Origin of the sequence: Acinetobacter sp. RF14B, assembly GCF_006864105.1 — a bacterium.
GTDB classification, from domain to species: Bacteria; Pseudomonadota; Gammaproteobacteria; order Pseudomonadales; family Moraxellaceae; genus Acinetobacter; species Acinetobacter lwoffii_C.
The window spans coordinates 19,674-31,800 of sequence record NZ_SMTB01000022.1; the positions used below are offsets into that span (position 1 = coordinate 19,674).

At 46.2% G+C, this 12,127-nt stretch carries 13 protein-coding genes; 11 read left to right on the plus strand and 2 right to left on the minus strand.

The features are described 5' to 3' along the window. Window positions 1–3: 3 nt before the first annotated feature. The 7 genes from pilW (at window position 4) to der (ending at window position 7,454) form a co-directional block, all read left to right on the plus strand. Window positions 4–777: a type IV pilus biogenesis/stability protein PilW gene (gene pilW / locus E2K52_RS05275; RefSeq protein WP_373688388.1), complete on the plus strand. Its 774-nt coding sequence runs from the start codon at window positions 4–6 to the stop codon at window positions 775–777. Next, window positions 768–1,559, plus strand: coding sequence for a helix-turn-helix domain-containing protein (locus tag E2K52_RS05280; RefSeq protein ID WP_151204109.1), 792 nt, complete (start codon window positions 768–770; stop codon window positions 1,557–1,559). Before pilW ends, E2K52_RS05280 begins: the two co-directional genes overlap by 10 nt. 21 nt (window positions 1,560–1,580) lie before the next feature. Continuing rightward, entirely contained in the window at window positions 1,581–2,702 is a 1,122-nt protein-coding gene (gene ispG, locus E2K52_RS05285; protein ID WP_151204110.1) for a flavodoxin-dependent (E)-4-hydroxy-3-methylbut-2-enyl-diphosphate synthase, read from the plus strand. A gap of 3 nt (window positions 2,703–2,705) precedes the next feature. Beyond that, the gene (gene hisS, locus E2K52_RS05290; RefSeq protein WP_151204111.1) at window positions 2,706–4,001 is read left to right on the plus strand and encodes a histidine--tRNA ligase; all 1,296 of its coding nucleotides are present in this window, start codon (window positions 2,706–2,708) and stop codon (window positions 3,999–4,001) included. A gap of 30 nt (window positions 4,002–4,031) precedes the next feature. Then, window positions 4,032–4,730, plus strand: coding sequence for a YfgM family protein (locus E2K52_RS05295; protein ID WP_151204112.1), 699 nt, complete (start codon window positions 4,032–4,034; stop codon window positions 4,728–4,730). Continuing rightward, window positions 4,727–5,875: an outer membrane protein assembly factor BamB gene (gene bamB / locus E2K52_RS05300; RefSeq protein WP_151204113.1), complete on the plus strand. Its 1,149-nt coding sequence runs from the start codon at window positions 4,727–4,729 to the stop codon at window positions 5,873–5,875. Before E2K52_RS05295 ends, bamB begins: the two co-directional genes overlap by 4 nt. Before the next feature lie 166 nt (window positions 5,876–6,041). After that, window positions 6,042–7,454, plus strand: a complete 1,413-nt coding sequence (gene der / locus E2K52_RS05305; protein WP_151204114.1) for a ribosome biogenesis GTPase Der — start codon at window positions 6,042–6,044, stop codon at window positions 7,452–7,454. A gap of 57 nt (window positions 7,455–7,511) precedes the next feature. Here der and E2K52_RS05310 read toward each other — a convergent pair whose 3' ends face one another. Further along, complete coding sequence (locus E2K52_RS05310; RefSeq protein ID WP_151204115.1) at window positions 7,512–8,069, minus strand: hypothetical protein; 558 nt, start codon at window positions 8,067–8,069, stop codon at window positions 7,512–7,514. A 234-nt stretch (window positions 8,070–8,303) separates the two neighbouring features. On the opposite strand from E2K52_RS05310, the gene E2K52_RS05315 reads away from it, so the two are divergent. Continuing rightward, window positions 8,304–8,951 (plus strand): 4'-phosphopantetheinyl transferase family protein, encoded by a 648-nt coding sequence (locus E2K52_RS05315; RefSeq protein ID WP_151204116.1) that lies wholly within the window; start codon window positions 8,304–8,306, stop codon window positions 8,949–8,951. 19 nt (window positions 8,952–8,970) lie between these two features. On the opposite strand, the gene E2K52_RS05320 is transcribed toward E2K52_RS05315, so the two are convergent. Then, entirely contained in the window at window positions 8,971–9,741 is a 771-nt protein-coding gene (locus tag E2K52_RS05320; protein WP_151204117.1) for an SDR family oxidoreductase, read from the minus strand. Window positions 9,742–9,831: 90 nt separating this feature from the next. On the opposite strand from E2K52_RS05320, the gene mazG reads away from it, so the two are divergent. From mazG to pcnB, 3 genes are all read left to right on the plus strand, one after another. After that, window positions 9,832–10,644: a nucleoside triphosphate pyrophosphohydrolase gene (mazG, locus tag E2K52_RS05325; RefSeq protein ID WP_151204118.1), complete on the plus strand. Its 813-nt coding sequence runs from the start codon at window positions 9,832–9,834 to the stop codon at window positions 10,642–10,644. Beyond that, on the plus strand, window positions 10,604–11,041 hold the full coding sequence (locus E2K52_RS05330) for a ComEA family DNA-binding protein (RefSeq protein WP_151204119.1): 438 nt from the start codon (window positions 10,604–10,606) through the stop codon (window positions 11,039–11,041). Before mazG ends, E2K52_RS05330 begins: the two co-directional genes overlap by 41 nt. A gap of 136 nt (window positions 11,042–11,177) precedes the next feature. Further along, window positions 11,178–12,127, plus strand: a 950-nt coding sequence (gene pcnB / locus E2K52_RS05335) for a polynucleotide adenylyltransferase PcnB (protein ID WP_151204120.1), incomplete at its 3' end; no start/stop codon positions are given.

Sequence of the window (12,127 nt, forward strand, 5' to 3'; positions counted from 1 at the left end):
GCTTTGATTTCAGTGCTGTGTGGGTTTTGGGGATTAACCGCGTGCCAAACGCCGGAACTGGGTCAGAAAGACCCGGAAAAAGCCACTAAAGTCCGTACACAATTGGCGGCAGAATATCTTAAATCAGGTGATCTGGATTCAGCAAAACGTGCGCTCGATCAGGCACTGGAAAGCAATTCGCGTGATTCTCAGGCCAACATGATGATGGGTGTGCTGCTTCAGCAGGAAGGCAGTCCACTCAATCTGGAAAAAGCCGAGACTTATTTCAAGCGTGCCATTTCCGCCGACCCGAAAAATGCACAGGCGCGAAATAATTACGGTACCTATTTATATCAGCTTGGGCGCTATAATGATGCGATTGAGCAGTTTAAAATTGCGGGTGCAACTTTAGGATATGATCAGCGATTTCGTGCCCTGGAGAATATGGGCCGTATTTATCTGAAAACTGGCGATGTTGTGAATGCTGAAAAAACATTCAAACAGGCGCTACAGGCTAATCGCGATTCATATATATCAATGTTAGAGTTGGCAGAAATTTTTTATCTGAACCAGCAGTTCCCGGCAGCGACACAAATGTATGAACATTTTGTGCGTGGGGTGGGACAGAAAAATCAGAGTGCCCGCGCACTCTGGATTGGCATTCGTACCGCGCGTGCCAATGGTGATCGGCTAGGAATGCAGGTATTGGTTAATCAATTGCGTGCACTCTTTCCTGAAAGCCAGGAATACCAACGTTATTTGCAATTACAGTACAGTACTGAGGCCGTATGGAAGTAAATCCTAATTCACCATCGAATCATTCGAGCGTAGCTCCAAACGCGTTAGGAAATGTTCAACGTCCAGGTGAGTACTTGCGTCAGATTCGTATCAATCAGCAACGCGATCTGGACGATGCAGCCAATGAGCTGAATATTCCGGTAAAAACCCTGACTGCGCTTGAGCAGGATGACTACAAGTCTTTGCCTGAAGCCACTTTCATTAAGGGCTATTATCGTATCTATGCCAAGTTTCTGGGGGTAGATGCTTCTAGCATCATCCAGCGTTTTGATGAAATTTATACGAATGATACCGGCCTGTTGCCCAATCATGCCCTGAATAATTCTCCGATCAAAATTATGGGGAAACTTCCGGGTTCGAAGCGCGATCGTAACCGTAAATGGTTAAAACGCATTTTGATTGCCTTGACGGTACTGGTGATTCTGGGGGTATTGACGACGATCATACAAAACTGGTCCAGCAATAACAGCCAGAATGACAGTGAAATTGCCGCAGACCCATCTTCTCATATTGAAGTTCTAAATCTGGATAATGGCACAGCCATGATGGGCGACCAGTTAAAACTGGATTTTCAGCGTCCAACCTCGGTTCATATCGTGGATTCCACTGGAAAGGTATTGGCGACTGGCCGTCAAGCTTCCACCTTGCAGCTTAGTGGTGAGCCGCCATTTCAGATTCGTCTGGATGATGCCACTGCCGTATCACTCAGTTTAAATAATGAAAGTATTTCATTGTCTCCATATACCGTGAACGGAAAAGCAGAATTCCGTTTGTCACGTTAAGGGTGAGAGTAGGTCGAAAGAATGATTATTAATCCAATTCAGCGTCGTTCAACACGTAAAATCCGTGTGGGTTCTGTCTATGTGGGAGGGGATGCCCCTATCAGTATTCAGTCAATGACCAATACTGAAACCTGTGATGTAGATGCGACCGTTGCACAAATCCAGCGGTGTGTGGATGTGGGCGCGGATATTATGCGTGTATCTGTGCCGACCATGGAGGCCGCAATCGCCTTTGGTGAAATCCGCAAGCAGGTCAGTGTGCCTTTGGTTGCTGATATTCACTTTGACTATAAGATTGCCCTTGCGGTTGCAGACTATGGGGCGGACTGTCTGCGTATCAATCCGGGCAATATCGGTTCTGAAGCCAAAATCCGTGAAGTGGTGGCTGCTGCAAAGCATCATGATATTTCCATGCGAATCGGAGTGAATGCCGGTTCTCTGGAAAAAGATATTCAAAAGAAATATGGCGAACCGACGGGCCAGGCTCTGCTTGAATCCGCAATGCGCCATATCGACATTCTGGATCGTCTCGACTTTCAGGAATTCAAAGTTTCGGTTAAAGCCTCCAATGTCTTCTTAACCATGGATGCGTACCGTTTGCTGTCGCAGCAAATTGATAACCCGCTGCATCTGGGAGTGACTGAAGCTGGTATTTATCGTACCGGTTCAGTGAAATCCGCGATTGCCCTCGGTGGCCTGCTGATGGAAGGCATCGGTGACACTATGCGAATTTCCCTGGCGGCAGAGCCTGAAGAAGAAATTAAAATCGGTTTTGATATTTTAAAATCACTCAGTCTGCGTTCTAACGGCATTAACTTTATTGCTTGTCCAAGCTGCTCACGTCAAGAATTTAATGTGATCAAGGTCATGCAGGTTCTGGAAGAGCGTCTGGAAGATGTGCGCGTGCCAATGGATGTTTCGGTTATCGGCTGTAAGGTCAATGGTCCAGGTGAGGCCAAAGAAGCCGATATTGGTGTAGTGGGTGCAAGTCCACGCTCACTGGTGTACCGTAATGGTGAAAAAAGCCATTTAATTGACACAAATCAACTGGTTGATGAAATCGAGGCAATGGTTCGTCAACGTGTTTCCGAGCTTGAAAAAGCTAAATCTAAAGAGATTATTCGCACAGGTTTTTCTGAGTAGATCATGAGTTCAATCGTCGCAATCAAAGGTTTTAATGACATTCTCCCAGCGCAAACCCCGGCTTGGAGACGTCTTGAACAGCATCTATCAAGCTTGATGGATACGTATGGTTATCAACAAATCCGTTTGCCGATGGTTGAGCAGACCAATCTGTTCAAGCGTTCTATTGGTGATGCCACGGATATTGTTGAAAAAGAAATGTACACCTTTCTGGACAAAGGGAATCCGCCTGAGTCATTGACCTTGCGTCCTGAAGGAACAGCAGGTTGCGTCCGTGCCATGCTGGAGCATAACCTGTTGCGCGGTGCAGCACCGCGTGTATGGTACATTGGACCGATGTTCCGCTATGAAAAACCGCAAAAAGGCCGTTACCGCCAGTTTCATCAGTTTGGAGTGGAAACCTTTGGTGTGGCTACCCCAGATATAGATGCCGAACTGATCCTGATGACAGCGCGTTTATGGAAACGTATGGGGGTAGCTGACAAGGTTCAGCTGGAACTGAATACGCTGGGTGAATCGGATGAGCGGGCAGCATATCGCGCCGCACTGGTGGAATTCCTTGATGCTCATAAAGCCGATCTGGATGAAGATTCACAGCGCCGTTTAAGTACAAATCCGCTGCGTATTCTGGATTCTAAAGATGCCAAGACCCAGTCAATTCTGGAAAATGCACCAAAATTGCACGACTTTATGGGTGAAGACACGCTGGCGCATTTTAATCAGCTACAGCAGTATTTGACTGAAGCCGGTATCAGCTTTGTGATTAATCAAAAGCTGGTACGTGGTCTGGACTATTATAATAAGACAGTCTTTGAATGGACCACAACGCATTTGGGTTCACAAGGTACAGTATGTGCCGGTGGCCGTTATGATGGTCTGGTTGGTCAGTTGAAAGGCAAGGCAGACCAGTCTGTCCCAGCAGTCGGTTTTGCGATGGGTATAGAGCGTTTATTGCTTCTGCTGGAGCAAGTTGAAGACAATACGCCAACACGTGACTGTGAAGTATTTCTGGTTGCTGATCCGGCCTCCCAGGGCAAAGCGTTGGTGCTGGCTGAACAGATCCGTGATCAGCTTGAAGCCACAGGCAGTGCGATTCGCTTAAAGGTGGGCTCACAAGGCTCAATGAAATCACAAATGAAAAAGGCTGATCAGGCGGGTGCCTTATATGCAGCGATCGTCGGTGAGCGTGAGCTGGAAGCTCAAAGCTTTACAGTCAAGGAGTTGTCAACTGCCGAGCAGACGAATGTGCCATTTGCTGAATTTGTTGCATTTTTCAGTACTAAAATTTCTTCAAAATAATCGATAAAACATTAGGAAAAGGGTAATCGCATGAGCGCAATGAGTGATGATGATCAACTTGAAAGTTTGAAATCCTTTACGAAAAAGTATGGTTCTTCAATCATTACCGGGATTTTGATTGCGTTGATTGCCTTTTTCGGATGGGAATACTGGCAGAAGAAAAACCTGGCAGAAGCACAAATGCAGACTGCTAAGGTGCAGCAGTTGATGGATGACGCGCAAGCCCAGGATGGCGATGCATTTGCTAAGCTGTCTGAAACAGCGGACAAAATTGTCAAAGATGCTCCGGATTCTGCTCAGGCCATCCAGACCCAGCTGGTGATGGCAAAACTGGCTTATGATAAAGAAGACTATGCAGCCGCTGAAAAGGCCTTGCAGAAAGTTGAAAACTCGAAAGTCAAGGATGCAGGTCTGATTCAGGTGGTGAAGTTGCGTCTGGCCTATGCACAGCTGGCTCAGAAAAAATATGATGTTGCGCTTAAAACATTAGATGCAGTGACTGAACCGGCATTCAAGGCAACTGCGGATGAAGTGCGTGGTGATATTTATGTTGCCAAAAATGATATTGAAAATGCGAAAAAAGTATATCAAAGTGCATGGGATGCATTAATGGAACGCAAAGAAGAACGTCAAATTTTACAAATGAAACTTGAAAGCGTAGGCGTGCTGGTTGATGATCCTGAGATTGAACGCCCAATTATAGAAACACAAGTGGACGAAACTGAATGAATAGAACATATAAAATCACCTGTGCCTTGACAGTTTTGACCCTTGCACTTGCGGGCTGTGCGGGTAAAACCAATAAAGCCCCAGAAGTTAAACCGAATCCATTGCCTAAATTGACTCAGGCCAAAACGTTGGTTCCGGTGTTTTCGACCAATGTTTCTGCCACTGAAGCAGCAGATCCTTTGCGTCTGCGTCTGGGTGCAGACCAGGGGCTGATTTTTGCAATTGACCCTAAGGGTGAAGTGAGCGCATTTAATGGCAAGCAACGTGTCTGGCAGAAAAAAGTAGCGCAAGACTCCCTGAGTGCAGGTGTAGAAGCCGCTGACGGAATCGTGGTGGTAGGCACCAACAAAGGTAAACTCCTGGCTCTGGACCAGAAAACAGGTGAGCAAAAGTGGACTGCCCAGTTGACGGGTGCCATTTTAGCGCCATCGCTGATTCATGCGGGACGTGTCATTACGGTAAGTAATGATGGTACGGTGTATGCGCATGAAGCCACCACTGGGACACAGGTATGGACCTATAACCTGCCGAATGTACAGTTCAGCTTACGTGGTGTGGCTGCTCCTGTGCCTCTGGATGCACGTAATATCCTGATTGCCTCTGCTAATGCCTATATTTATGTCATCGACGCGATCAGTGGTGTACCAAAAATGCAGCGCCGTGTCGCTGTATCGGATGGACGTTCAGATATCCAGCGTCTGGTGGATATTGATGGTGAACCTGTGGTGGCTGGACAGTTTGTCGTGACCACCAGCTATCAGGGCCAGGTGACGGTACTGGATCTGGCCTCACAGCAGGTGGTCTGGAGTGAAGATGCCAGTAGTATTCAACGTCCGGAAGTGGTTGGAAATGGTGTATTTGTGGCACAAAGCAATGGTAAAATCAGTGCCTATGAAATTACCACCGGCCAACCGCTTTGGGAAAATGACCAGTTGTTGAATCGTCAGCTGAGTAACCCGGTGATGCTGGGGAATGAGCTGGTGGTGGGTGATCTGGAGGGTGTATTGCATCTGATCGATCCACGTAATGGACAGATTGTCGGTCGTGCCAAAACTTCAGGGGAAGTCCGTACTTTGCGTGTGATTGACAATCAACTCTATGTGTCGACACGTAAGGGTGCATTGAGCATCTGGCAGAATCGTTAATTTTACTTGCCTTATGTTAAACTAGGCGCAACCGTATTTTTTGAACCGCGGGGCGATTGAAAACTCAATGCCCCGTGTTTTATTTCGGGTATTTACCCGCTATCTTCCTATACTTTCTGATGTGCAGGCCTCTATAGACTGCCTGATATTGAATAAAGGTTAATCTATGAAACCCGTAATTGCGCTCATTGGTCGTCCGAACGTCGGAAAATCAACCCTGTTTAACCAGATTACCAAGAGCCGTGACGCATTAGTGGCAGACTTTGCCGGCCTGACCCGCGACCGTAAATATGGCGATGCCGTCTACCAGAATAAGTCATTTATTGTGGTGGATACCGGCGGTATTGGTGAAAATGAAGGGGGCATCGACTCCTACATGGCGGAGCAGTCCAAAACCGCCATTCATGAAGCTGACATGATCATTTTTGTGGTCGATGCACGTGCCGGGCTGCTGGCTTCTGATGAACAGATTGCTCGTGAATTGCGTACCCTTGGCAAAAAAGTCTTTCTTGTCGCCAACAAAGTAGATGGCGTACATGCAGAAGCTGCGCTGGTAGAGTTTTATAAGCTTGGAATGGGTGAGCCTTTACAGGTAGCCGCCAGCCATGGCCGCGGCGTGCAGCAGATGTTAGAAGATGTGCTTGCGGATGTGCCTGAAGATGAAAACCCGGAAGAACATGACAAAAATACCGGGCTGCGTCTGGCGATTATCGGCCGTCCAAATGTGGGTAAATCTACACTGGTAAACCGCCTGCTGGGTGAAGAACGTGTGGTTGCATTTGACCAGCCGGGAACCACCCGTGACTCGATCTATATTCCTTTTGAGCGTGACGGCCGTCAGTACACCCTGATTGATACCGCCGGGGTACGCCGTAAAGGTAAAGTGGATGAAATGATCGAGAAATTCTCCATCGTGAAAACTTTGCAGGCGATGAAAGATGCGCATGTGGTGGTGATTGTGGTGGATGCGCGTGACGGGATTGTGGAGCAGGATCTGCACCTGATCGGTTATGCGCTGGAGGCTGGCCGCGCCATGGTAATTGCGATCAACAAATGGGACAACATGTCTGAATATGATCGCAAGCAATGTAAGCTGGATGTCGAGCGCCGCTTTGACTTTATCCCTTGGGCGAAAATTCACCTGATTTCGGCCCTGCATGGTACTGGTGTGGGTGAGATGTATCCTTCGATTCACCGTGCCTATGATTCTTCTCATCTGAAAGTATCACCGGCCAAACTGACCCAAATCCTGAATGATGCAACCGATGCGCATCAGCCGCCAACGGTACAGGGCCGCCGAATCAAGATGCGTTATGCGCACATGGGCGGACAAAACCCGCCAACGATCGTGATTCACGGTAACAAGGTGGATAAAACGCCTGCGGATTACCGTCGTTATCTGGAAAACGTCTTCCGTAAAGTGTACAAACTTGAAGGGACACCAGTAAAAATCGAATTTAAAACCTCGGAAAACCCGTTTGAAGGTCGTAAGTCACAGATAGACGAACGTACTGCTGCGCGCCGCCGTCGTTATGTACAGAAATTCAAGAAAGCAGAGAAGAAATTTAAACGTGGTTAATCGCCATATTTAAATGTAAAAAGCCTGCGAAAGCAGGCTTTTTTATTTGTTCCTGTTTTAGATTGAACATTTTTTTGCTTTTTGATAAATACGGATATTTTCAAGATTAGCTAAAGCTACGTCAGCATCGGCTTGAGAGGCAGCAATATTATTTTGATTGTTATTGCCAGTAAAAGCATTGGTGATTTCAGTTGCGCGTGCAACTGTTTGAGACTGGCCTGCAAACGCAGAGAGTGCACCACTTGCAATACCTGCCAATTTAGAAACAGGATTATTAGCTTGATTGAGGGCATGTTGACTTGCTTCTAAGCTGCGTTCAAAACTGCGCGCTTCTACCGCCAAATCGGTACAATCTAAACCTTTTAAGTATGTGGTTGAGTAGACACCGTTATTTTGATTTGAAGCATGATTATAATTAGAAGCATAAGCACGGTCTGCACGTGCAACAGCAGTATTCGCCTGCAAACGGCTGCGCTCCATATTGGCTTCAGCCTGATCCATGATTGCGCCGTTTCTAGCTCCCATAACTGCTGTAGCAGCTTCTAACCAAGAGCTAGCTTGGGTTGAAAATGATAGTGTAATAATTGCAGTGCTAAGTATGATTCGCTTAAACATATGACCCTCTGTTTTTCTATGTATAAAATTGTAGCTGAATTGTAACGGGTTTTTATGCGATTAAAAATAGCTTTAAAGCTCATGTGTTATTTTAATTAATCACTACATTTTATTGTTTTACTTAAGTTTTATTAAAGTATATTTTCGGGTATTCCTGACTCTTGGTCAGAGAGGCAATTAGTTTGATTTATACTTTAAGCTCTAAATGCAACATTTTTATAAGGGCAACTATTTTTGAAGTCTATTATTCATATTAATTGGATCGCACTGGCACCAAGACTTAGACATTTACAGGGCCTGGATCGTAAAAACTATATTCAGCAGCGTAAACAATGGATTTATGGCTATCGTAACCAGTTGCTCTCCACACAGTTGGGTTGCGTGATTGATCAGCAGGATTTCAGCCTGGCCGAATACGGCAAACCTTATCTCCATACTCATCCAGATTTCAGCTTTAATCATAGTCATAGCCGAAATTTCTATGCTCTGGCAACCAGTCATCAGGTTCAGAACTTAGGGGTTGATATTGAAGATCTCGACCGAAAGGTTCGTTTCGAAGCCTTGGCACAACACGCTTTTCATCCTGAAGAACTCAGGCAATGGCAGGAGCTGAATTATGATCCAGAGTACTGGTTCAAGGTCTGGACCACGAAAGAAGCTGTCTTGAAGGCTTCAGGATTGGGGATTCGGATAAATTTAAATGAGTTGAATACCCAAGTCTATCCGGAGCAAAATGGTGGGCGCTGCGAACATCCAGATATAGGAATGTATGCTTATCAAAATTATGTTCTCGTGGGCTGCATGCTTAGCGTGGCTTGGCAAAGTGAGCAGTCATGCAAGGGTTTTAAATTTCCAGTTATTCAGATTCATCCAGGTGTCTAAAAGCATATTCACTATTTTTTTATTTTTTGGCAAGCCATAGATTACTGATCCGGTTGACGAACTGGGGACTTATTTGGGAGAGATGGAACAAGAACCGGCTTTTAAACCCGACGGGATGGTGGGTTACTTGCCAGATGGAATCTTTGAGCTGCGCGAGTTTAAGAATATCCTGCGCCACATCTTCTGCTTTCAAATGCACGCCTATTTTTTTGATGCTTTCCGCCTGCATATCTTTGACCATCGCGGTACTTACGAAAAGTGGCATCACATCCAAGACTCGAATCCCATAAGGTTGCCATTCAATATCCAGGCTTTCAGTCAGGCCGCGTACTGCAAACTTGCTGGTCGCATATGAAGCCAAATCAGCCTGACCATAAATCGCAGATGCTGAGGATAAATTGATGATCCGGGCGAAAGAGGACTGTTTTAAATAGGGAAAAGCGGCATGACAGCCATTGAGAGTGCCTTTGATATTAATATCCAAGGTTCGATGATGTGATGGAATGGGGGTATTTTCAAAAGGACCTGAATATAAAATACCGGCATTATTGACCAGGATATTAATCTCACCGGCCCAGGCTGCGAACTCACTCAAAGCTGCTTCCCAGCCAGCATAATCTGTTACATCAATAAAGCCGGCCTTGGCATGTTCACCGAGTTGCTGGGCCAGTTGTTCTGCCTGCTCCACGTTAATGTCATAAATACCGACTTTGTAGCCGTGCTGGTAAAACAGGGCAGCTGTCGCGGCACCAATTCCTTGTGCAGCACCACTAATCAATATACTGTGCATGTGCTTGATCTCCTTATTGTCTTTTTTTTTGAGCATAGCAAGAAATAGGCAGAATAAAGCGGCTATTTGGTAAAGATGAGGTGTTAAAAAGTGGAACAATTACTCCAGATCATGCGTGAGTTACGTGAAAAATGCCCCTGGGATCAGCAACAGACTCCCGAATCTCTAACCCGATATGCGATAGAAGAAGCGTATGAAGTAGAGGCAGCGGTACGTTCTGCTAATGTTGAAGATGTGCGGGATGAACTTGGAGATCTGCTGTTACAGGTGGTATTTCAGGCGCAAATGTACAGCGAGCAGGGTGCTTTCGATTTTCAGGACGTGGTGCAGGCGATTAGCGATAAACTGATTCGTCGTCATCCGCATGTGTTTCAGGCCGAGCAGTTTGCACAGCTGAGCCCTGAAGATGTGTCAGTATTATGGAAGAAAATTAAGCAGATAGAAAAGCAGGGCAAACCCCGTTCACGCCTGGATCAAGTCAAGCATGCGCCAGCATTGCAGCAGGCCGATGAGATTCAGCGGAATGTAGCCAAAATTGGTTTTGATTTTCCTGATGTGGCAGGTGCGTATGGCAAGCTGGAAGAAGAATTAAGCGAACTCAAGCAGGCCATAGCTGCACAGAATTCCGATGAAATACAGGAAGAATTTGGCGACTGCTTATTCTCATTGGTGAATATCGGCCGTAAACTTGGAGTTTCAAGCGAAATGGCATTATTGGGAACGATCCATAAGTTCCGGACTCGCTTTGCCTTGATGGAAGATCAGGCCGACAAACAACAATTAAACCTGGAAAGTCTGTCACTGGCTGAGTTGGATCAGCTCTGGGAACAGGCCAAATTAGAATTAAAAAAAAGGGCTGCTCATGAACACCTTACAACCTCGAACAGGTCTGACATGGATTAATTTTCTTCTGCTCGGTTGCTGGCTTGGTTATCTGTCAATTGCGACTACTGCTCAAGCAGCGGGAACAAATGGAACAAATTATACGGAATGGAAAACCCGGCAGCAGCAACAGGATGCGCGTCTACAACAGAAAGTAGCGATCTCTCCTGCTTCTGAAAGTAATTACTATCTGGCCAAGCCTGCTTTATCAGTCACTTCGGTTGCCGATAAAATTAGCCTGAATAGAGCAAATGTGGAGCAGTTACAGCAGTTGCATGGGATTGGACAGAAGAAAGCGCAAGCGATTGTTGAGTATCGGCAGAAAAACGGTAAATTTAAAACGATTGAAGATATTCAGCTGGTCAAGGGAATCGGGCCAGCTTTATTTGCCAAAAACAAGGCTAGACTGGGGCTGTAAGCAGACTGAAGAGACGATGAATTGCCAATCAATCTGAATGCTAAGAATGAGATAATCAAATTGCCCTTTAGCGGTGTAAGCGATATGATTAGCGTCATCTTAAAAATTTACGTTCAGACGTAGGAGACAGCGTCTTTTGCAAACTTTGCACGCGTCAAAATGTGGTTTATCAACCGCTCAATTACCTTCTTATATTCTCGATGTGATTGATGCCCTAACCAAGGCAGGCTATGAAGCTTATATTGTAGGGGGTGGTGTCCGGGATCTGATGCTGGGTTTAAACCCCAAAGATTTCGATGCTGTCACCAATGCCACACCCGCTCAGGTCAAAGAGGTATTCGGACGGCGTTGTCGGATTATCGGACGACGTTTCGAGCTGGCGCATGTCTATTCCGGCCGTGAACTGGTGGAAGTAGCGACCTTTCGTGCGCCGCCTAAAAAAGCAGTTACCTCTGCTGCGGGCATGATCCTGCGTGACAATAACTGGGGCACCATCGAACAGGATTTTGCCCGCCGTGATTTTTCTATTAATGCACTGTATTACCAGCCGCGCAAAGCAATTGTGCTGGACTTCTGTCATGCAGTAGAGGACATCAAAAGTAAAACCTTGCGTTTGCTCGGTGATCCGACATTAAGATTTGAGGAAGATCCGGTCAGGATGCTGCGCACTTTACGTTTTGCAGCCAAACTGAATTTCAATATTGATGAGGCCATTCTGGATATTTTTACGCCGGAAATGACCCAGCTGTTACGTGACGTTTCTCCGCACCGTCTATATGACGAGTCACAGAAACTCTTTACTATGGGGCATTTGAACCGGGTATTGCCGATGCTGATTGATTTTGGTATCTGGCGTCAGTTATTTGCTGATATCCAGCCTGATATTACGCCGTTTATTGAGCGTGCAGCAAAAAATACAGATCAGCGTATTTCAATTGGTAAAACCATCAATCCCGCTTTCTTTTATGCGGTATTGCTATGGCAGCCATTTTTAGAGCGCTGTGAGTTTTATCTTTCCCGCGGTGTGGTGGCAGCTGAAGCACGTGCCCAAGCGGGGCTGGATGTACTGAAGCGTCAGGCCACGCG

Bases quoted from the DNA above. Each gene is read 5' to 3' on its own strand.
- der (WP_151204114.1), top strand. From the start codon at position 6,042: ATGAAACCCGTAATTGCGCTCATTGGTCGTCCGAACGTCGGAAAATCA.
- hisS (WP_151204111.1), top strand. From the start codon at position 2,706: ATGAGTTCAATCGTCGCAATCAAAGGTTTTAATGACATTCTCCCAGCG.
- E2K52_RS05330 (WP_151204119.1), top strand. From the start codon at position 10,604: ATGAACACCTTACAACCTCGAACAGGTCTGACATGGATTAATTTTCTT.
- E2K52_RS05295 (WP_151204112.1), top strand. From the start codon at position 4,032: ATGAGCGCAATGAGTGATGATGATCAACTTGAAAGTTTGAAATCCTTT.
- bamB (WP_151204113.1), top strand. From the start codon at position 4,727: ATGAATAGAACATATAAAATCACCTGTGCCTTGACAGTTTTGACCCTT.
- E2K52_RS05280 (WP_151204109.1), top strand. From the start codon at position 768: ATGGAAGTAAATCCTAATTCACCATCGAATCATTCGAGCGTAGCTCCA.
- ispG (WP_151204110.1), top strand. From the start codon at position 1,581: ATGATTATTAATCCAATTCAGCGTCGTTCAACACGTAAAATCCGTGTG.
- E2K52_RS05310 (WP_151204115.1), bottom strand. From the start codon at position 8,069: ATGTTTAAGCGAATCATACTTAGCACTGCAATTATTACACTATCATTT.
- E2K52_RS05320 (WP_151204117.1), bottom strand. From the start codon at position 9,741: ATGCACAGTATATTGATTAGTGGTGCTGCACAAGGAATTGGTGCCGCG.